20 protein-coding genes and 1 pseudogene are annotated in these 21,085 nt (G+C 46.8%); 8 read left to right on the plus strand and 13 right to left on the minus strand.

The annotated features are described in order from the left end of the window. The first annotated feature begins 41 nt into the window (after nucleotides 1-41). A complete protein-coding gene (locus tag QI63_RS13075) occupies nucleotides 42-1,688 on the plus strand; it encodes an ABC transporter ATP-binding protein (protein ID WP_044016006.1) in 1,647 nt (548 codons plus the stop codon). A gap of 8 nt (nucleotides 1,689-1,696) precedes the next feature. Beyond that, a complete protein-coding gene (locus QI63_RS12980; RefSeq protein WP_158506665.1) occupies nucleotides 1,697-1,840 on the plus strand; it encodes a hypothetical protein in 144 nt (47 codons plus the stop codon). Nucleotides 1,841-1,931: 91 nt separating this feature from the next. On the opposite strand, the gene QI63_RS09975 is transcribed toward QI63_RS12980, so the two are convergent. After that, entirely contained in the window at nucleotides 1,932-2,726 is a 795-nt protein-coding gene (locus tag QI63_RS09975) for a DUF4261 domain-containing protein (RefSeq protein WP_081984438.1), read from the minus strand. Nucleotides 2,727-2,888: 162 nt separating this feature from the next. Further along, complete coding sequence (locus tag QI63_RS13350) at nucleotides 2,889-3,254, minus strand: four helix bundle protein (RefSeq protein WP_235619689.1); 366 nt, start codon at nucleotides 3,252-3,254, stop codon at nucleotides 2,889-2,891. 161 nt (nucleotides 3,255-3,415) lie between these two features. Here QI63_RS13350 and QI63_RS09980 point away from each other — a divergent pair. Beyond that, nucleotides 3,416-4,309 (plus strand): annotated as a pseudogene (locus QI63_RS09980) (hypothetical protein). Between the two features lie 186 nt (nucleotides 4,310-4,495). On the opposite strand, the gene QI63_RS09985 reads toward QI63_RS09980, so the two are convergent. The 3 genes from QI63_RS09985 to QI63_RS12475 all read right to left on the minus strand — a co-directional run bounded on the left by QI63_RS09985 (nucleotide 4,496) and on the right by QI63_RS12475 (nucleotide 9,526). Further along, entirely contained in the window at nucleotides 4,496-5,026 is a 531-nt protein-coding gene (locus QI63_RS09985; protein ID WP_044016008.1) for a hypothetical protein, read from the minus strand. Between the two features lie 7 nt (nucleotides 5,027-5,033). Beyond that, nucleotides 5,034-5,288: a hypothetical protein gene (locus QI63_RS09990; protein ID WP_044016010.1), complete on the minus strand. Its 255-nt coding sequence runs from the start codon at nucleotides 5,286-5,288 to the stop codon at nucleotides 5,034-5,036. Between the two features lie 173 nt (nucleotides 5,289-5,461). Next, nucleotides 5,462-9,526, minus strand: coding sequence for a right-handed parallel beta-helix repeat-containing protein (locus QI63_RS12475; protein WP_052185539.1), 4,065 nt, complete (start codon nucleotides 9,524-9,526; stop codon nucleotides 5,462-5,464). A 294-nt stretch (nucleotides 9,527-9,820) separates the two neighbouring features. Here QI63_RS12475 and QI63_RS10000 point away from each other — a divergent pair, with 294 nt between their 5' ends. Further along, complete coding sequence (locus QI63_RS10000; protein WP_044017312.1) at nucleotides 9,821-10,579, plus strand: hypothetical protein; 759 nt, start codon at nucleotides 9,821-9,823, stop codon at nucleotides 10,577-10,579. 74 nt (nucleotides 10,580-10,653) lie between these two features. On the opposite strand, the gene QI63_RS10005 is transcribed toward QI63_RS10000, so the two are convergent. From QI63_RS10005 to guaA, 8 genes are all read right to left on the minus strand, one after another. Further along, the gene (locus QI63_RS10005; protein WP_044017314.1) at nucleotides 10,654-11,400 is read right to left on the minus strand and encodes a tRNA threonylcarbamoyladenosine dehydratase; all 747 of its coding nucleotides are present in this window, start codon (nucleotides 11,398-11,400) and stop codon (nucleotides 10,654-10,656) included. A 69-nt stretch (nucleotides 11,401-11,469) separates the two neighbouring features. After that, nucleotides 11,470-12,528, minus strand: a complete 1,059-nt coding sequence (locus QI63_RS10010) for a phospho-N-acetylmuramoyl-pentapeptide-transferase (RefSeq protein WP_052185541.1) — start codon at nucleotides 12,526-12,528, stop codon at nucleotides 11,470-11,472. A gap of 38 nt (nucleotides 12,529-12,566) precedes the next feature. Next, complete coding sequence (ruvC, locus tag QI63_RS10015) at nucleotides 12,567-13,067, minus strand: crossover junction endodeoxyribonuclease RuvC (RefSeq protein ID WP_044016014.1); 501 nt, start codon at nucleotides 13,065-13,067, stop codon at nucleotides 12,567-12,569. A gap of 81 nt (nucleotides 13,068-13,148) precedes the next feature. Beyond that, the gene (locus QI63_RS10020; RefSeq protein WP_044016016.1) at nucleotides 13,149-13,547 is read right to left on the minus strand and encodes a type II toxin-antitoxin system VapC family toxin; all 399 of its coding nucleotides are present in this window, start codon (nucleotides 13,545-13,547) and stop codon (nucleotides 13,149-13,151) included. Next, nucleotides 13,531-13,809: a hypothetical protein gene (locus QI63_RS10025; protein ID WP_044016019.1), complete on the minus strand. Its 279-nt coding sequence runs from the start codon at nucleotides 13,807-13,809 to the stop codon at nucleotides 13,531-13,533. The genes QI63_RS10020 and QI63_RS10025 overlap by 17 nt, the downstream gene beginning before the upstream one ends. Nucleotides 13,810-13,887: 78 nt before the next feature. Beyond that, entirely contained in the window at nucleotides 13,888-15,645 is a 1,758-nt protein-coding gene (locus QI63_RS10030) for an aminopeptidase P family protein (RefSeq protein WP_044016021.1), read from the minus strand. A 75-nt stretch (nucleotides 15,646-15,720) separates the two neighbouring features. Next, nucleotides 15,721-16,326, minus strand: coding sequence for a glucosaminidase domain-containing protein (locus QI63_RS10035; RefSeq protein WP_052185542.1), 606 nt, complete (start codon nucleotides 16,324-16,326; stop codon nucleotides 15,721-15,723). Between the two features lie 10 nt (nucleotides 16,327-16,336). After that, nucleotides 16,337-17,884 (minus strand): glutamine-hydrolyzing GMP synthase, encoded by a 1,548-nt coding sequence (gene guaA / locus QI63_RS10040; protein WP_044016023.1) that lies wholly within the window; start codon nucleotides 17,882-17,884, stop codon nucleotides 16,337-16,339. Nucleotides 17,885-18,009: 125 nt separating this feature from the next. Here guaA and dnaX point away from each other — a divergent pair, with 125 nt between their 5' ends. From dnaX to recR, 4 genes are all read left to right on the plus strand, one after another. Then, nucleotides 18,010-19,260, plus strand: coding sequence for a DNA polymerase III subunit gamma/tau (gene dnaX, locus QI63_RS10045; protein WP_044016025.1), 1,251 nt, complete (start codon nucleotides 18,010-18,012; stop codon nucleotides 19,258-19,260). A 137-nt stretch (nucleotides 19,261-19,397) separates the two neighbouring features. Beyond that, the gene (locus tag QI63_RS10050; RefSeq protein ID WP_235619691.1) at nucleotides 19,398-19,919 is read left to right on the plus strand and encodes a DNA polymerase III subunit gamma/tau; all 522 of its coding nucleotides are present in this window, start codon (nucleotides 19,398-19,400) and stop codon (nucleotides 19,917-19,919) included. After that, nucleotides 19,919-20,230: a YbaB/EbfC family nucleoid-associated protein gene (locus tag QI63_RS10055; protein WP_044016029.1), complete on the plus strand. Its 312-nt coding sequence runs from the start codon at nucleotides 19,919-19,921 to the stop codon at nucleotides 20,228-20,230. The genes QI63_RS10050 and QI63_RS10055 overlap by 1 nt, the downstream gene beginning before the upstream one ends. After that, a complete protein-coding gene (gene recR, locus QI63_RS10060; RefSeq protein ID WP_044016031.1) occupies nucleotides 20,230-20,820 on the plus strand; it encodes a recombination mediator RecR in 591 nt (196 codons plus the stop codon). The genes QI63_RS10055 and recR overlap by 1 nt, the downstream gene beginning before the upstream one ends. Nucleotides 20,821-21,085: the final 265 nt, after the last annotated feature.

Below are 21,085 nucleotides of genomic sequence, written 5' to 3' on the forward strand. Positions count from 1 at the left end.
GACAATGATATGGAAAATGATGCAGATGAGAGGATGATAAGATGATTGAGTTAAAAAATGTAACTTTTACCTATCATAACGCGGAGCGGAGCGCGGGAGTGTACGGCATTGACTTACAAATCCCGGCGGGACAGGTGGTACTGCTATGCGGGCTGTCGGGCTGCGGTAAGACGACGATTACCCGCCTGATTAACGGGCTTGCTCCGGCGTATTATGCGGGGACGCTGGAAGGACAGGTACTTATCGACGGGAAAGATTCGGCGTCCGTAACGCTGTATGAGCTTTCGCAAAAAGTCGGGTCGGTGTTTCAAAATCCGCGCTCTCAGTTTTTCAGTTTGGATTCCACGAGTGAAATCGCTTTCGGCTACGAAAATACCGGTGTTCCGCGGGAAGAAATGTACCGCCGCATCGGGCAGGTAAGCAGAGACCTTGATATGGCTGACCTTTTGGATAGAAACCTGTTTGCGCTTTCAGGCGGAGAAAAGCAAAAAATAGCGTGTGCTTCCGCGGCGGCGATGCAGCCTGCCATATTCGTCTTGGATGAGCCTTCTTCCAATCTTGATCTCCGCTCCATTGCCAATTTGAAGGCGGTAATAGGGAAATGGAAGGAGCAGGGAAAGACGGTCGTTATCGCCGAGCACCGACTGTACTATCTGATGGAGATAGCCGACCGAGTGATCTATATGGAAAACGGGCGGATTATCAAGGATTTTCCGATAGCGGAATTTCTGAAGGTGGACACGGAAGCGCTGCATCGGAAAGGTTTGCGTTCGCAAAAAGCAATGGAATACACTCCGGGATGTATCCGTGCATGTCAAACCGGAGGAATCCTTGAAGGAATCTTTGAATGTGCCCCCGCCGAAAAGTCTCCGGCATTTGACTGTGCCTCTGTCGAGAGGCCACCGGTATCCGAATGTGCTCCTGCCGAAGAGCCGCCGGTGTTTGAAGATACCTCTGTCGAAAAGCCGCCGGTATTCGAGCGGTACGTTACGTTTTCCGGTCTTGCGTTTTCTTACGGGAAAAAGCGCGTTCTCGATATACCGGAGCTGAAGGTACCTTCCGATGCGGTTACGGGTGTGCTTGGGTTTAACGGCGCAGGAAAATCGACCTTGGCGCGGGTTATCTGCGGGCTTGAAAAACAGGCGAAGGGGGTGTTGAACGATAACGGAAAATTCTACACGGCAAAGGCACGGCTGAAAAAGTCCTATATGGTGATGCAGGATGTCAACCATCAGCTTTTTACGGAAAGCGTTATCGAAGAAGTCTTGTTGAGTATGGATTCAGGTGATGTAAGCGGCAAAGCGGCGCATCAAAAAGCTCGGCAAAAAGCGCTTGACATTTTGGATGCGATGAATCTTTCGGAATTTAAGGACGTTCATCCGATGGTGTTATCGGGCGGACAAAAGCAGCGACTTGCCGTCGCAAGCGCGATTGCTGCCGATAAGGAGTTTCTTATTTTTGACGAACCGACCAGCGGCCTTGACTACGCACACATGCGGGAAGTTGCAGAAAATATCACACGCCTTGCCCGTGCAGGCAAAACCGTGTTCATTATCAGCCACGATCCTGAGCTGATTGCTGCATGCTGCAATTACTTTATTTTTCTGGATGGCGGAAAATTGGCGTGGAGCGGCGGCTGGTCGGAGGCGATTATGGAGAAGGTGCAGGCGTTTTTTGAGGGGAGGTAGCGGGGAGAGTGAGCGGCAAGCTTAGCTTAAAGCGGTGCTCATTAAACGGTATTTATTTCATCATTTCAGCTTCTACAGCTGACGCAATTTCCGTATTGCAGATACGGATACTGCAATCTTCTTCTTCCGAATATCTTCATGGGTTATCGTAAAAGAATGGAGTAATTTTATAAGCTCATTGTTAGAAAGGGTTTCTAAATATGATAAAGCAGCGGAGGATACCTCGGACATCTTGCGTGCAATCTATAATTCTATCTTTAATGATGTGCCATCCAAATAAATTGCCTCCGATTCTGTGATTTTAATTTTCTGTTCTTCGGTAAATCCTATGGTTTCTCCGTGGTGCAGCGTTACATCTTGCCGTAAAACGTACTCAAGGATAGATAATAGAAAATCATATACTTCACTGCCTTTCATATGTGCATCGATTATTTCTATTTCGGATTTACCGAACTCTTTCATCCCGTATGTATAAACACTGCTTTTCTCATCTCCATTGATAATCCCGATATACACCCACAGCTGAATCGGTAACATATCCTCCAATAAAAAATGAGCAAAATCAAGATAAAGATTTTTCTGAAGTAACAGTGTCGATGCACCTTGATATACCCCTATTGCCGTTTCACACGTTCTCAAAATAGAAGCATTCACTTTAGTTAATAAAGAGTACCTTTCCACTGCCGAGGTATTGCCGGCTAAAAGTGAAACTATTGCATGCTGTGTATGTTTTTTTACCTCTTTCTCCGCATCTTTCCAAAGGTAAGAATAGCTGTACATGGATTCAAATTCCTCAGCGGGTATCGGTGCAGGCATCAACGCAATGACTACACGTTCTTCGCCGATTTCAAATGAAGCGGTAGTATCATCACCCTCTATCTGATCAACCGTAAGTCCCCAATATGATTTTAAATCCTCGATAACTTTCTCCAATGAATACCCGCTATCACCTTTAAACATTGGCATAGATAAAATGAGCGGTGCTTGAGTGTCCATTTTTTTATTTTTTTTACCGAATGTGTTCTTCAAAATTCCCATGATATCTCCTGTTTGCTATTATAACTTTTTCTGAATATAATTCTACTTTCTTCACAATTTTTTCCTGCATAACATAAAGATAGAAATAGGCAGCGGTATATCAACCGTTTAGAATGCCTTTCCTTTTTTGAACTGCGATGTTTTTGCTGCGTAAAAATATCGCTACTGAATAGAACCATCGCCATCCGTGCCGCTTCTGAAATGCTTTTTGCAAAGGGGTGGAGTAGATGCTTTGCATTTTTGCAAAAGAGGAGAGTTTAAACATATTAATAGGTAAATACGATTATGATACCGACATAGCAGTACAACGGGAAGAAACTTCTGATATGGGGCTCTCAGAGGGCAAATCCCGCGGTTCCCGAAGTCTGCCTTGCTTTGTCCTTGCTGGGCTTCTTTAATGTTTGCTCCGATGCTCGTTCCGCTTTTTAAAAGCTGTTTTGACATAACAAACTCACGGTTCGTATCGCAAAGCTTTTTGTACAAGGCGATGACCTTCAACGCAAACGCCTTTGATTTATCAACAATCACATTGTCAATTTGTAATTGATAATGAGTAATTCATAATTCTGAATTGTTTTCCCCCTCAGTTTCAGTTTTTATCAAAAAAATGATGAATTATCCCCATTTTGTTAGCCATTTCTTCATCCGTGCTCTATAAGTAGTTATATATGCCTATGGAGGAACATACTATGAAAAAACGTAATCGCCGATACAAAGATTCTGTCTTTGTCGACCTATTCAGTACAGACAAAACCGCGAAAGCTAATTTTTTATCGCTATATAACGCGCTGCACGGTACTGATTACCAATCTACCACTATTTTGAAAAACATACGGCTTAAACAAGTACTCTATATGAGTTTCGCTAACGATGTATCGTATCTCGTTGACAATAAGATTATCGTGCTGGCAGAACGTCAGTCGACCATAAATCCCAATATGCCAATCAGATGCCTTGAATATATTGCTCGCTTATACGAATAGTTTTATAAGTCAAAAGAAAAGTATAGCCGTAAACAGTTAGCTATTCCAACACCGGAGTTTTATGTCTTTTATAACGGAAAAGAACCATATCGCGGTGATTCGCTCTTAAAACTATCTGATTCATTCACTCAAAAACATAATGAATATGCTCTTGAATTATCCGTAAAAGTGGTTAATATCAATTATGATAAAGCAAGTGAAATACTTGAGCGCTGCAAGCCGCTGAAACAATACAGCTTGTTTGTTGATGCCGTACGCCGCAATATTGCTGTTGATAAGGAACATGGGTTTGAAAAAGCAATCAAAGAATGTATACAAAACGATATTTTACGGGAATATTTACAACGGAAATCGAAGGAGGTTCTGAACATGTTAATAGGTGAGTATGATTATGATACCGACATAGCAGTACAACGGGAAGAAAGTTTTGATATGGGGCTTGCAGAAGGTGAAGCAAGAGGTCGCTCAGAGGGTTCCCGTCAAGCAAAGCTTGAAACGGCAAAAACAATGCTTACTATGGGCTATCCGCTTGTGGATATTTGTAAAATTTCCGGCCTAACCACAGACGAGGTAGACGCTCTAGACGAAACTCATTCCTAATCCTTCTTGCAGCCGTATTGCTGCTGACTAGTATTACCACCATCTATGGCAGATATGATAAAACAGCCTGATACGTTTTCCCCTCTGCTGGAAAAAACTGTGCGGAATTTTGTGTAAAATTCCGCACAGCAGGGAGGCAACCGCACTAAAATACTTTTGATACGGTTGCCTCCAAGGAATCCCCCCTTAGGTTGCCGTACCATGGCAGTTGTTTTGAAAATAGCCACCACTGTCTCCAATTACCGAGCCGGAGCCTTCTTGGTTGTCTTTGATCTCGCCGCCAGCCCAGTTAAAATAATGCTGAAGCATCACCGCCTTGCCGTCAGTATTTGCTTTATTCTTGGTAATTGTTCCGCCTGACATCGTAAAACTTCCCTGTGAATATACGCCGCCGCCATTTTTGGCTTGGTTGCCGGTAATTGTTCCGCCTGACATGGTAAGTGTTCCGTCTACAAAAACAGGACCTTTTCCGTCATGGTCACCCCCGTTTGTAAACCAGGAATTTTTAAACTCGGTAATTGTTACGCCATTTTTGATTTCTGCCGTGCCTCCGGTTTCTACATAAAGCGCGTATTGACTATTCCTTCCGTACGCAGCGCCTTGCAGTTTTATTAGCCCTTTTAATGTTAATGAGGCATGTTCTTTTACATGTAAGTGTTTATAGTCGTTCCACTTCTGAGGACATGTTAAGGTTACCGCTGTATCAGCCTTGAGCATAATCTTTTTATGTCCCCGGTATTTGAACCGTTTGAAGGTCGTCGATAGTACCCGCCAGCTTTATAATAAAAGGCTTATCATCGGCAGGTGCAGCCTGAACTGCTTCTTTCAACGTTTGAAGATCCTCAACTTCCGCTTTCAACAAACCGGTAGCGGAAATGTACCAAAATATCTTCCCGTTCTCCGATCCCACCGTAACTTTCTGCGGCGGCACGGTGAACTTCTTGCGGTTTTCGCCGGTTGTTATATTGCCCGTAAGCACCGTCGTCGCCCTGTAGCTTTCCGGCGTAATACGCGCGGCGGGTTCTTTGGGAAGATTGCTGCACCGGTTCGCAATCTACCTAAGCGGTTATTTTGAAGATAGGAAGGGTCGAAGGGAAGGAAAGGCTCTTTTATCCGAAACAAGTGTCTTTCTTTCCCTTACCTATTACCCATTTAATTAGGCAGTATATAAAACTTGGCGTTGTCTAAAATTTTGAACTGACTGGCAGCAGTTTTAAGCTGAAAATCATTACCACTAGAACCAGATCCTCCAGAGTCTAAATCAAAGCTCGCATCTCCATTTACCACTTTACCACTATTTTGCAGAACATCGCTATGATATGTTCTAAAGGTTTTGTAATTAAACTTAATATGTCCTTTACCTCCGTTACTTGTGTTGTTTACTTCGGTAACGTGCATAATGCCGTAATCATATTTACCTGTCATATAAAGTATCAGTTTGCCTTGCAACGTCGTGATAAGGTTGGTAATTGTTTTACCCTCCGTATAAACCATTGCAGAGTTTGCGGCTCCAATTTCGGCTTCTATCTGATCCTTCGTGATATTGGCAAAAATGTCAGCGAGAGTGTTTGACAATGTACCGTCGCTTTTCACTGTCCAACGCTTGTTGCCATTCGGTGTTACGACGAACTTGGTGTACTCCGTACCGACCTTATCTCCCGCAAGCACCTTCGTCCCCGTCTGGTAGTTGTCGTTCGGTACCGTAATGCGCGCCGCGATTCCGCCTTGAGGGGTGAGCGGGTCGTCAACGGTTATCGCCTGTCCGGTCACCAAATACACGTCGTTTTTCCCCTTATCATTCGCCTCTGATCCGGTAGCGGGCGTAACGACTGCGGAGCCGCTCATCTTAAAGGTGCCGCCTTCCACATAAACTCCGCCGCCGCGCTGTGCTGTGTTGCCCGTAATTGTGCAGCCGGTGGAGCCGTTATTTTGCAGTGTTACCTTGCAGTCTTCACCGATATAAATGCCTCCGCCGTTGCCATCGGAGCCGGTTCCGGTTGCTTTGTTTGCCTTATCCGTATCCGTGCCGCCGATAGTGCCGCCGTTGATTGTTACGGTGGGTGGGGTGCCTTTCTCCTTTTTCGTATAGATACCGCCGCCGTTCTTTGCGGTGTTCCCCGTAAAGGTGCAGTTTGTGATGTTGGTAGTTGTGCCCTCAACATTTAAGCCGCCACCGTTTGTGGCTGCTTCGTTGCCCGTAATGGTACAGCCTGTCATGATGAGCATTCCCATAAAGGTATATACGCCGCCGCCGCCTGAGTCATTGTCGCCTGTTGTCTTGTTGTTTTTAATAGTACAGTCGGTCATTTTAACAGTTGATTCGTTTGCGCGCACACCGCCGGCTCTCCATGCCTCGTTGCCGATAATCCGTACACTGTCAAGCGTTAAGGTACAGCCAGTCACTACAAGGATACCGCCGCCGAATTGCCACTTGCTGGTTACCTTGTTCTTATCCTCGTCTGTGTCGCCGCCGATAGTGCCGCCGCTGATTTTTATGGTGGAAGCAGTACTGCCTACCTCTCGTGCATAAATTGCACCGCCGCCCAGAGCCGCCTCGTTGCCCTTGAGGGTGCAGTTTGTTATATTGACGATTGCACCGCTTGCATAGATCGCGCCGCCATAGTTATCCGCATCTTGTGTCCCCTCTGCCTTTCCACCTTTAAGCGTCAGGTTTTCAAGGGTAAGCGTTTTGCCGCTCTCCACCTTGAAAATGCGGTGCTTCGGTTTACTGCCTGTGTCTTTGTTCGCGTCGATCACGGCGGATGATGCACCGTCCGCCATTTTAATCGTCAGGTGTTTGTTTATTTTGATTTCACCCGCATTGTCTCCGTTTGTCGCCTTTATTTCACCGTCTATGATGATAACGGCATTATTGTCAGCGATTTTAACAACTTCTTTTAACAACTGCCACGCGTTATTATCGGTGTGTTTTACGGTCGTCACCTTCTTAAACTTCACCTTTACGGCTTTATCGCTCTTTATGTTAGAAAGACTATAGGTACTATCCGCCCCGCTTATAGCGGTACTGTCAAGCGTCCAACCTTCAATTTCCCACGCGAGGTTGGGCTGTGCTTTAAAGGTTACACTTCCACCGTGCTCAACTGAAACGGTCGCTGATGAGCTTGTTGTACTCTCAGTGCCGCCCGCAGGTGTTGCTTTAAGCGTTCCGCCCACTCCGTTGTCTACACTGTAAGATACGTCGTATTTTTTGCGCTTTACGGTAAATTTTACGGTGCTTTGCGTACCGTTTTGAGCTGTTACCGTGATGGTAAACTTTTTACCCGTACTGACTGGGATAGATTCGCTGCCCGCAGGGCTTACGCTTGCCGTTGCTCCGTCACTGCCGGTATCAAAGCTAAAGCCTTTTACTTCTGCCTGCTCGGACGCAACCTCGTATTCGCTCGCAAAAGAACTATCGGAAGCCGCAGTTTTGGTTTCTCCGTTAAGCGTAAAGCTCCGTAACTTTGCAACGTCGTTTTTCACACGGGTTATGCTTACCGTTTTTGACCACGCAGGATAATTGCCTGGATCTGCTGCAACGTTTATGGTAATGGTTAGACTCTCTCCTTCCGTTAAGTTAAGCGGCAATGACGGTGTTACGGTAAAGTCAATTCCCGTCTGTCCGCTAAACGCAAGACTTATATCCTCTTTCTTCACTTGAGTTATAGTATAAGGCAGCGTAACGGAACCGACCGAAGCGTCTCGCCCGTGTATTTTAAGTTTACTCAGGTTTAAAGCATTAAGCTGTACAAACTGCACACTTACAGTTGTGTCTGTCGTTACGGTAAGCGTGGCACTCGACTGTCCACTTGCCCCTGTAAAGCCTTCCGAAGGTGTACAAGTCCAGTCTCCTACCTTGTAGTGGGTTGGATCTGTCGGTGTTGCAGTAAAGGTTACGGTTCCGCCATGCAGAACTGAAACGGAACCTATTGTACTCTCAGAACCGCCCTCAGGTTTTGCTTTAAGCGTTCCGCCGGTTCCGTCTACTGCGCTGAATGTTACGGTGTACTTTTTCGCAACCTTATAATAAATCGTTTTTACCGGCGTTGCAGCAAAGCCTTCGCCGTCTATGTAATACTCCAGCTTGTACTTTTTTTCACCGGCGCTGCTTAACGGAAGCAGTACGGTAACGTGCTTGGCGTTGTATCTTGTAACGGAACCGTCGCTTGTATCGGTGCATGTGCAGTGCACCGTGGTATTCGCCGTTGGGGAGGATATCGTCAGTTCCGCTCTGCTGCTGTCGGTACCGATAATCGTCGGATTAGTGTCGCTGCCGCTTCCGCCAGAGGGAGTCCCTTTCGTAATAGCAATATTTTCAGGTTCCGCCTTATTCGGTTTTGTGCTTGCGTTCAATATGTCGGAAACCAAACCTTTTTTATCTATCAGTTTAATTGTATAGTCTTTTTTTGCAGCGCCGGCTTTCACTTCAACATCGGTTTTGTAATACAATACCCACTTGCCGGTAGGAAGTTCATCGCCTTCAGCTCCGCTCAGCCGTTCTACAGCGGACTGCGTAATAAAGACATCAGCCTCCGGCCTTACAAACGTATGTTCCGCCTCGTTTACCGAAAAGGTATAGGGTGTTCCGTTGACCTCAATACGGGTAAGATCTTTATGCAACAGTCCTCCCGGTACTGCCGTATCCATCTCCGGCACCCTGATACACAGCACATAATAAGCAGATGTTCCGGCTGTCTTTGCAACGGCATAGCCCGGCTTCGGAGGCGGGGTATTCGCTTTAAGAGGAATGGTAAAGGTTTGTTTAAACGGCGGCCGTCCGTCATTGGCATACAGGGTGATGGTAGACGAGATATCTTTTTCGCCCCATTCGGAGTTTTTCAAAAAAGAATTTTTATATACAAGCTGCAAGGTATCCGCTGTAAGCTGTGTCAGTTCATAATCAGTACCGGCTGCGGGTTTTGTCCCGGCAAAATGAGCAAACCCAACGATATTTCTTGTTTCGGACGCGGACGGCATAACAAACCGGAACGACTTGGGGTTTTGTACTTTCAGCGTAATGGTAACATCATCCGCAGAAGCGACACTTACAATACCGTTTGCGTCATTATAGGTTTTCTTGTCTATAGTCGAGTTTAGAATAAAAGCCTGGGAAGACCAAAGACTTAAATAGTCGTCTATATCTGCGGTAAACTGCTGACAGGTTGCAAACAAAAGAGTAAACAGTATTCCTGTTAAAATAATAAAAGCTTTGCGCATAAAAATCTCCCTAAAATTCAGCAACCGCACAAAATGTCAATTTTTGAGGATGCTGAATTGGTACGCGGTAGCATACATATACTCTGCGTTATTGTGATGTTTATTGATGATGTAAAAGAATTAACACAGAATATTCCTACTATAGAATAGCAGAATTTCTCTATACAGCCAGCATTTTTAATGAAAAAGAACCATGGTTGCTTAAAAAGAACCATGGTTACGCTGTCCGGCATGGCTATAATCTTTGGGAAAGTCTAGAATTTTCACACTATTTTTGATATGGTACTGCCGATTATGACTAAAAAACTAAGCCCTGATCGTCTGTTATATATTTTAAATGCCGGTATGATGACCTTTGCAATGATAATGAATATCAAAGTAGCTATTCCATATGCATCTGTTATACCGTATATGAATTTAATTAAAGCTGGGTTGAACGCTTTTTGCGTGTGTCTTTCCATTATCCTTATCGTTCATCCCCAAAAAAAACTCTTAACCTACATTGTCTTTTTTGTCGAAGCAGGAAATGCCGTTCTTGTCGGCTTTATGGGAATCGGAACTTCGATGTTCTGTATCGGTATTATCCTCTGTTTTGTTAACGGAGAATTTGCCGTTAATCGGAGAAAAAAGGTGATATTGCTTGGTGTCTACTGGTTGCTGGTTACTATAACAATCTATCCTGTCCTCGGATTTACATTCGTTATATTTGAAATCTTAGGGACACTATTCGGGCTTACTGCCTGCGCTGCATTGTATCAAAAACTCGAAGGAAAGCTTTCGTATCTTTTGTTGCCGAACGAAACGGTAACGACTGCCGTTACCCTGCCGCCGAAAGGTTCAACATTAAAATTATCGGATTATGAGCTTTCGGAGCGCCAAATCGCATTTATCCTCGGTTCGATTAAACACGGTGAAACTTACGAAACGCTGGGAAATCGCTATTATGTCAGCACCTCTGTGGTCAAAAAAGACATGGCTGCAGCCTGTAAGTATTTCGGCGTCGCGAACCGAGAAGCGCTGCGAATTTTGCTTTTGCAATATAAGCTGGAGTAACCGGCGCTGTACCCTGATAATTTCTGTATGGTGTAGTGGTGTAGTAATCAATGGGGATTTCTCATAAAAGAGAACTACGTCTGGGGACATCTAAAAGTTATACTTGAGTTTTTAGAGATCCCCTGTAATATCTGATTGAGTAGATCGCCTGCAAGCAGAATACCGGCTGCGGCGGGTACCCATGAAACCGAGCTTGGCGGACGGCTGCGGACAGCGGGAACTTCCTTGGAATATAGTACCCGCAGCTTTTTTACTCCCCGTTTTTTTAGCAGTCCGCGCATGGTTTTACACAAGGGGCAAACGGCAGTATCGTAAATGTCGGCAAATTGAAATAAATCCGCGCGGAGCTTATTTCCGCAGCCCATTGCCGCTACGATTGGGATGCCGCGGTTTTCCGCCTCTGCTGCCAGTGCAACCTTGAGTGAAATCGTATCAACCGCATCGACAATACAATCGATGTCGGATAAAAAAGGTAAGAAAGAAAGAGAGCCGTCCGCATCGGGGAGAATGTGCTGAACAACCTGATGCACCGTACACACCGGGTTTATATCGGCGATTCGTGCGGCGGCAGCAGCGGTTTTATACTGTCCGATGGTAGAGGTAAGCGCATAGAGCTGCCGGTTAAGGTTTGAAGGGCTTACCGTATCGCCGTCAACGAGATATAGTGTCCCGATACCGGCGCGTGCAAGGGCTTCAACCGTATACCCGCCGACACCGCCGATACCGAATACCGCGACCCGCAATTTTCGAAGCCGGTTAACCCCTTCCGTTCCGATAAGCGCTTTGCTCCGGATAAACAGCGGGTCAGGCTCGTCCTGCATATCCATACCGATATTGTGCGTATCATATGAACTGCGCACAGCGCTCTTGCGATCAGAGTCAGTCAAAGCTTAGCGGATTTTGAATAGGACTGCAAATACGGCAAGCGTAATCAGCAGTTGTAAAATAAGGAATTTTATCAATACCTGCGTCGATGACCATTGAAGGTTTTTCCGCATATGGTCATGGAGCGGGAACCGAATATTCCTAAAAATACGGATATGAAAAAAGCGTAATAACGCCACTTTAACAAGGCCTGTGCCGCCGTTGAGCAGAATCATTCCACTGGTCATTAACAGCAAGAAGGGATTGCCCGAAATAATAACCAATACGCCGATAAAAAAGCCGAGTGCGCGGGAACCGGCATCTCCCATCATCACCTTACTTGGATAGGCATTGTGCCACAGGTATCCCATCAGTACACCGGAAAGACTAAAGCAGATAAGCGCCCACTGCGCGCCATCTACCCGATGCGGAATAAGCAGATATTCCGAAACTTTTACGTTCCCGATAATAAAATAGAAGACCATACCAAGCGAAATAAGCGCCATCAAAATGAGGGTTCCGGAAAGTCCGTCTACTCCATCGGTACAGTTTGTCGTATTGATAGAAAACCATAAAATTAAAACGGAAACCGTAAAAAATACGGCAGGATGTACCGCGATACTTTGACTCATAAACGGAATCCAGTAAGAAATGGAATCGTCAAAATACCAATGAAAGAGCACTGTCGCAGTAATCAGCGACAACACTAAATCCAATGCGCCTTTCCGGTATTCTCCCCACGGATTAACCGACCGGTCGTCAAGATAGCCGGTGAGCATCACCAACCATGTTAAAACCAGTACCGCTATTTGCGTACCCGAAGGCATGATCAGCAGAAAAATCATAACGACAAAAATCGTAATAAATACGACCCCGCCGCCGGTCGGTTTTCCTTTTGCTGCCTCAGGAGAAATACCGAATTCCTTTCCTCTGTCTTTCGGTAAACGGGCATAAAAGCACGGTAAAATGAATACCGTTAAAAAAAAGCCTACATAAAATGAAATTGAAATAAGTACGAGATATGATTGTAAAAGCCGCATGGGGCCGTAGAATGAAGAAAGAAGCCCCGATAAATAAAAAAGCATTGGAACAGTATATACAGCCCATATAAAAAAAACAACCCTTAGGTAGGTACTGTATTTACGTATGTAATCGCCGCCGCCAGCGCATCGGCGGCATGGTCGGGTTTCGGTATCGTTTTAAGGCCGAGCAATAACTGTACCGTGAGCTGTACTTGCTGCTTTTCCGCCTGCGCAATGCCGGTAACTGCTTTTTTAATAGCATTCGGCGCGTATTGAAAGACAGGAACGCCTGCCTGCGCTAAGGCAAGCAGCGTTACGCCGCGCGCCTCCGAAACACTCAACGCGCTCGTTACGTTTTTTGCGAAATAGAGCGTTTCGATACCGGCGGCAGCAGGTTGGTATGTGCGGATAAGCTCCGTAAGCCGGTCAAAGACAATGAGCAGCCGGTCCCCCTGTACCTGTCCCGCTTCCGTTTGAATAACACCGTAATCGATACAGCGCATCCTGCTGCCGGACACCGTAATAATGCCGTAGCCGGTAGAGGCAAGCCCGGGGTCGATCCCCATGATAATCCGTCCTGCGGCTGTCCGCTTTTCCGTCATCTGCTCTATCTTCCTATCATCTTAACATTTGTTTACCCTGCATTGCAGAGCAATGGCGGATTGAAGCAGGCATTAGGTTTCCTAACTTTTCCAGTTTTCCAATTTTAAATATGGGATTTTTTCAAAGTGCTTCACATTGTTTGTTACCAGTGTTAAATCATTGTAAATTGCTGTTGCTGCAATCAATAAATCCATATCTTCAATTCGTATTCCATTGTTAAACATTTTTGCTTTTATATCGGCAAAAACTTCCATCACACCTTCGTTTAAGTCTTCAATCGGATAAAGTTCACGGATATGCCTTACTTTAATCATGTTTTGCTGTTCGTTTTGAGAACGCTTTGCTCCAAAAATCAGCTCTGCATAAGTGATCATTGAAATTGAAATGGGGATGTTCTTGTTCTCTTCAAATTTTATCAGAACCGACTTATCTTTACGAAGAGCAAAAATTATTATATCCGTATCAATTAAATATGCCATCTAATGCCTCAAATCTTGTAGAATTTACTCGCGAACTATAAATATCATCGATTATTGCTTCTGTAGTTCGGCTATCTTCCCAAGAACCTGCAAGTTTTAAGAATTCTTCCGTGGCATTTTTTTGTTTTATGGGAATTGAAGTAAAATAATCCTGTAAAATTGTAATAACTTGTTGACTGATTGAGCGGTTATCCAATTTCGCAACAAATTTTAGCCTATCATATAATCGATCATCTATATCGCGGACTTGTAACATTGCCATATTGAACCTCCACTCATAACTATATAATGGAATACATGAAAAATCAATCAGATTTCATTATTTTACTCCTCAGCCCTCTTACAGTGCCTGTGTCCGTTCTTTTAAGAATGCACGATGTGCCTCATCCAAATGAGGTTCCAGCGCCGTGCGAACCGCTTGATTATAATCATTCAGCCACTTGAGTTCTTCGGGAAGCAGTAGCTCCTTCACCACCGGCCGTGTGTCGATCGGGCAGAGCGTCAGCGTTTCAAACTTCAAGAAGGTGCCGTACTCAGTCGTTTTCCATTCCTTTGTCAGTGTGAGGTTTTCGATGCGGATACCGTGACTGCCAGCGCAGTAAAAGCCGGGCTCGTTGGAGGTAATCATACCCGCCTTCATCGGAGCGTCCGTATAGCGGAGCCCGATATTCTGCGGCCCTTCGTGAACGGACAGCACATATCCGACGCCGTGTCCGGTACCGTGCTTATAGTCTTTACCGTATTTCCGGAGCGGATTGCGGGCAAGGATATCAAGCTTATAGCCGGTCGTGTTTTCGGGGAACTTTGCTAAGGCGAGCTGGATATGCCCTTTTAACACCAGTGTATAATCTTCTTTTTCTTCCGCGGTGAGCGAGCCGAGCGGGATGGTACGGGTAATATCCGTTGTTCCGTCTTTATATTGTCCGCCTGAGTCGAGCAGTAAAAAGCCTTTGGGTTGCAAGGTAGCGGCCGTTTCTTTTTTTGGCCCGTAGTGGATAATCGCCGCATTTGCTCCGTATCCGGCAATCGTGGTAAAGCTCGCTTCGATAAAGTCGGGCTGTTCGGCACGGAAGCGCAGCAGCTGTTCAGAAACATCCCATTCGGTAACGCCACTATCGGCATGATCTTCCACCCATTTGAGGATTTTGACCATCGCGATGCCGTCTTTGAGGAATGCATTCCGGTAGTTTTTAATTTCGGTTTCGTTTTTCACCGCTTTCATCGAAGAAGTGATATTAAGGCCTTCTATGATATTCGCCTTAATCTTGTTGCGTAAGAAGATATTTGTCCGTGCCGGATCAATGTAGACCGTACCCTGTAACTTTTCGGCATCGGCGAAAACCGCTTCGTAAGGAGCAACCGACACGCCTTCTTTTTCCAGCGCCGCCTTCACCTCATCCGTCATTTGCCGCGCGTCGATGTAAAGCCGTGTCCTCTGCATATCAACCAAGGCGTAGGCGGTAACAACCGGTGTGCATTCAATATCGTTGCCGCGGATATTAAAAAGGTAACAAACATCCTCCAAAGCCCCGATAACCGTTGCCTCCGCTTTCTTTTCCCGAAGCGCCGCGCGGACTTCTTTGATTTTTTCCGACGCGGATTTTCCCGTGTAGCGGACATCGAGTAAAAAGGCGGCGCTTAATACGGGCGCAGGCCGATCCATCCACATCTCCCCGATGAGATCACGGTCGATAACAAACTTCATATCGGGAAGCGACGAATTAAACTGTGCAAACGAATTAACCGCCATCACTTTCCCGTCCATACCGATCGTACTTCCCGCAGGAAGCGTCTGTGCAAGATATTCAAATACGGTCGGTACATTCGGTTCTCCGCTCTTTTGCAAGAAGATGCCGCTTCCCTTCAATTCTTTTTCAGCCTGTAAAAAATACCGGCCGTCAGTCCATAAAAAGGCCTTGTCTTTTGTAACCAATACGGCGCCTGCAGAGCCGGTAAAGCCGGAAATAAAGACACGGGTCTTATCGTGTTCGGCAAGATATTCGCACTGATGCGGGTCGGCGGTGGGAATATAATACGCGTCGAAGCCGCATTCCGCCATTTTATTGCGTAATACGTTAATACGTTCAGCTATTGTCATAGTGATCTCCTTTGTAAATCAATTTAAAATAACCTCAAAAATTGAGTTTTTTAGAGGTTACCGGTTATATTTTCGTTACAACCCTGCGTACATACGGCGCAGTAGCTGGTCTATTTTATGCCCGTAAGCGGGATCCGATGCCCACGTTCCGGCAAGGTTATAAATATGCGGCGCCTTGCCTTTCGGGTTTACATAGCGATAACGAGGATCTACGGATGGAAGTTTGAGCGGTTCGGCGCTGGCGTATGCTTTTAGATGCTGAATATGCGCTCTGACTCCCGTTTGCTCGTCGGGAAACACCAAACCCGGATTTTCGGCATTGATCGCGCCGAGTCCGCAAAAATTGTTCATGTCTGCGGTTACCAATCCGCCGAACTGTAAAAAGCCGGTTTCCAAACACATCTGTGCAAAAGCGATATCGGCATTTATTCCTTCAGCTGAGGATTCTTTCACATAATACCCTGCCAACCGCTCGACTTTTTCCTGATCAACTTCTTCTGTTTGCGCTAATGCGGTTTGCATTAAAAAGAACGAAACGAGTTGTTCCTGCGTCATGCGTCCGGTACCCATAATCGCTTTAGGAATGGACGGGGGAACCGACCTGCATGAAAAGCAGAGAAATAGCGAAATAAGAGCAAGAAAAAGAAAAAGTCGTTTTATATGAAGGGTTTTGATATTCATACGGATGGCGTTACTCCCATTCAATGGTGGCGGGCGGCTTGGGCGTAATGTCATACACTACGCGGTTGATGCCTTTGACTTCGTTGATGATGCGGAGCGTAATCTTCTGCAGCAGCGGATACGGAATTTCCGCGACCTCAACCGTCATCGCATCGACGGAAGTTACCGCCCGTAGTGCTATCAGGTTGTCATACGTTCTGCCATCTCCCATAGCGCCGACCGTGCGGACATTGGGGAATACGGTAAAATACTGCCAAATAGAATCCGCCAAGCCCGCCTGCGCAATCTCTTCGCGGAGGATGGCATCGCTTTCGCGCACCCAATGCAGCCGTTCGGGGGTGATTTCTCCTAAGATACGCACCGCAAGTCCCGGGCCGGGGAAGGGCTGCCGCTTGACTAATTCATCGGGAATACCAAGCGCCGTGCCGAGCGCCCGTACCTCATCCTTAAACAGCATCCGCAGCGGTTCAATCAATTCTTTAAAGTCGATATTTTTGGGAAGTCCGCCGACATTGTGATGGGATTTTATGACCGCCGCTTTTTTACTGCCGCCGGATTCAATAACATCGGGATAGATGGTTCCTTGTACCAAAAAGTCAACCGTGCCGATCTTTTTCGCTTCTTCTTCAAAAACGCGGATAAATTCTTCACCGATAATCTTCCGCTTGCGTTCGGGTTCGGTTACTCCGGCAAGTTTTTTTAAGAACCGCTTGGAGGCATCCACATGGATGATGTTAAGACCGAGTGTTTCACGGTATGTTTTTAATACTTGTGCAGCTTCGTCTTTGCGTAAAAGACCGTGATCGACAAAGATACAGGTAAGCTGATCGCCGACAGCCTTATGCACCAGTACCGAAGCGACGGAGGAATCAACTCCGCCCGACAGAGCCGAAATAACCTTTTTGTTGCCGACCTTTTGTTTTATTTCTTGAATGACCGAATCGGCGGCGGTTGCGGCGTTCCATACTTCGGTACATCCGCAAATGCCGCGCACAAAGTTTTTGAGCATTTGTGTGCCGTATACGGAGTGTAATACTTCGGGATGGAATTGTACGCCGTAGCACCCGCGTTCGGTGTTCGCCATAGCGGCGATAGGACAGTTATCCGTTTTCGCAATGGTTGTAAACCCTTCGGGGAGGGCGGATACGCTGTCGTTGTGGCTCATCCACACGATGGAGTCTGCCGGACAATCTTTCCAGAGCGCTGCACCTGCCGAATCTCCGCTGGTGTAGAGCTTGGTTTTACCGAATTCGCTTTTTTCTGCCGGCTGCACTTTTCCGCCGAGCAAATACGTCATCAGCTGCATTCCGTAACAGATACCCAACACCGGTACCCCTAAGTTGAATATTTCAGGATTGCAGGTTGCCGCATCATCGGCATACACGGAGTCGGGCGCTCCGGATAAGATGATTCCCTTTAAAGAAATACTTTGTATACGGGTAAGCTCTGCGTCGAAAGGAAGTACTTCACAATAAACACCGCATTCGCGGATACGGCGGGCAATGAGCTGAATATACTGCCCTCCGAAATCAAGGATAATAATTTTTTCTGTGTGCATAGTGTACTATATCAGTGTATGACTTGTTAGACAAGGAGTCTTTCGATTAGAGGGCAAGACTTTCCGTTAGATTTTTACGTGAGTAAATACTTTATCCAAACCTCAATTTATGATACTATCTCCGGATGGAGTACCAAGTAACTGCGACACGGCGCAGGCCTCAGCGATTTGAAGATTTATTAGGGCAGGATTTTGTTGCGGCGACGCTGCAAAAATCTATTGAAGCGGGGAAAATAGCCCATGCGTATCTTTTTTCGGGGCCGCGCGGATGCGGTAAAACCAGTTCGGCGCGTATTTTAGCCAAGGCACTCAACTGCGAAACGGGAACAGTCGCTACTCCCTGCGGAGTGTGTACCTCGTGTCGCGAAATTACAGCGGGTTCAAGCATTGACGTTATCGAAATAGACGGCGCATCGAATACGAGCGTCAACGATGTGCGGCAAATCAAGGACGAAATCCTCTTTCCGCCTAATACCAGCCGTTATAAAATCTATATTATCGACGAAGTTCACATGCTTTCTACAAGCGCTTTCAATGCGTTGCTGAAAACGATTGAAGAGCCGCCTCCCTATGTTATCTTTATTTTTGCAACAACCGAACTGCACAAAGTTCCGGCAACTATCAAAAGCCGCTGCCAGCACTTTAACTTTAAATTAGTCGATGTAGAAGTGCTTAAACAGGCTTTAGCAGAGGCGGCGGCGGAGCTGCATATCGAGGCTGACGACGAGGCGCTGTACTGGATTGCGCGCGAGGCTACCGGGAGCGTGCGCGATTGTTACACTTTATTCGATCAAGTGGCTGCCTTTTCGGACGGGCATATCACCTTTGAAAAAATACAGAGCACGCTCGGTTTAACGGGTACTGATTCGATCGGAGCCTTGCTGACTGCTTGCGTTCAAAAAGATGCCGCCGCCGCGCTGCTCACCCTTGATACTATTCTGCAAAACGGTGTTTCTACCGAGCAATTTACGGTAGACTGCACCAACTATCTCCGCAGTCTTCTATTAATACAACAGGGCATTACAAAAGAGGCTTTGATCGGGCAGCGCGCGGATCGGTTTCCGCAGGAGATACTGACGGGATGGGATGCGCAACAGCTTGAGCGTGCGCTGTATCTGTTTTTGCAGCTTTTCAGAGATCTCCGCTTCTCGCTTAATCCTCGTTATGAACTGGAATTAACGGTTTCCCGCCTTGCATGGCTTTCCGACTATGTTTCCCCAAAGGAACTGAAAGAAGCCTTTGATGCGGCTCAAGCGCTGCTCGCGGGCTTACCTACGGCAGTTCAATCTGCAACCAGAGCACTGCCCGGCAGCGGGGTGCCGCAAAAAGGCGGGGCTGACTCCCCTTTTTTAAGACCGGCGGCTTCTCTTCGCTGAGGGTTGCCGGTACTTACGGAAATACCGCATCGGCCGGGATACCGGTCAATGCTTCGGTCGGAATAGCAGGCACCTCGCAGACAGGAATTTCGGCCAATGCCCCGCTAGGTTATACTCAGCATCCGGCAACCGGAGCAGTGCAGCAGCAACAGGAGGTACAGCGTCCGGCAACCGGAGCAGCGCCGGTGCAGCAGCGGGATGTTCCGGTACCGCAGGGGACGCCGCAGATTCAGCCGCCGGTGTCGGTACCTCAGCCTTCGGCAGTGCGGCAGTCGCCAACCGGAACCACGCCGCCGCCCCGTGTGCAAAGCATCGATGAGCTCAAGGATGCGCTCGTTCAGCATCTACTCATAGAACATACGATGCTGTCGGCTGCGGTCGGAAAAACGCTCAACTGGCGCGAACGGGACGGCATCCTGTATATGGCTGTTCACAACCCTTTTGAAGTACAGCAGCTGCAGCGGGAAAAAAATATCCTAACCCGAAAGACGGCGGAGCTTTACGGCAAAGAATTGAAAATACAGATAACGCTCGCTCAAGAAGAGACGGTACAAAAAGTTTCCGTCCCTGCGCGGGTAGAGATGGTGCTGCGTAATATCAAAGGTAGCATCGTTGACATACAGAAAAAAGTGGTTGTAGAAGAACCGGAGGAAGAATAATGAATATAAATCCCTTTGAATTGATGAAAAACGCAAAAGATTTGCAGACTCATTTCGGGAAAATGCAAGAAGAACTGGCGGCGCTCCGCGTGCAAGGTGTTTCGGGCGGCGGCTTGGTAAAGGTAACGCTCAGCGGTACCTTCGATATGGTAAAAGTCGAATTGGATCCCATCGCTGTCGATAACCGCGATATTCCGATGTTACAAGACCTGATCCGCTCGGCTCATACCGATGCAATAGAAAAAATTAAGGATACCTTGAAGGAAAAAATGGGACCGCTCGCCGCGCTTACGGGAGGAATGCCGTCATAATGAATGCGCTTGAAGACCTTATCGACAATTTATGCCGCCTGCCGGGTATCGGAAAAAAGAGCGCCGCCCGGCTCGCATATCATATCCTGAAGCAAGAGCCTCCCTATGCCCACCGACTGGCAGACAGCCTCTACAAGCTTCACGAGAGTATTAAGCCCTGCCCGATATGCGGCGCTTTTACCGATCAGGACGTGTGCGCCGTTTGCAGCGATCCGGGGCGGGACGGCTCATGCATCTGTGTCGTGGAGCAGCCGCAGGATGTTTATACCTTGATGAGCATGGGCGAATACCGCGGGCTTTTTCACGTGCTTGGCGGCGTTATCGCGCCGCTTGAAGGTATCGGTCCGGAACAGCTCCGCATTGCAAGCCTTGTTAAGCGTATCGGCAACGGTACGGCGGTAAAAGAAGTGATTCTCGCAACCAACCCGACAATCGAAGGGGATACCACCGCCCTTTATATCCAAAAGGTGCTGCGCGATCTTCCCGTTGAGGTTACCCGCCTTGCATCGGGACTGCCGGTCGGCGGCGATTTGGAGTACACCGACAAACTGACGCTGATGCGCAGCTTCAAAGGCAGGATAAAGATTTAAGATTTATTTTTTGCTTGACAAAATGTTTAATTATCGGTATACATCAAGTGAGATTTAGTAATATATGCGGTAATCTGCCGCCCTCTAAAAGTCATCCATAAAAAGTAATCGTACAAAAAGTTTATCATCAACAACATCAAAATTCTGAGCTATTGATGTCTATACGAGAGGTGAAATAGCAGAAAGTTGTGCCGGTTATGCGTTACCGCTCAGACGGGAAAGCAAGACGGTAAAGTTCTGTCCCAGAGAAGCGGAACAGAAGAAA

It is taken from the genome of Treponema sp. OMZ 838 (assembly GCF_000775995.1).
Lineage (GTDB): Bacteria > Spirochaetota > Spirochaetia > Treponematales > Treponemataceae > Treponema.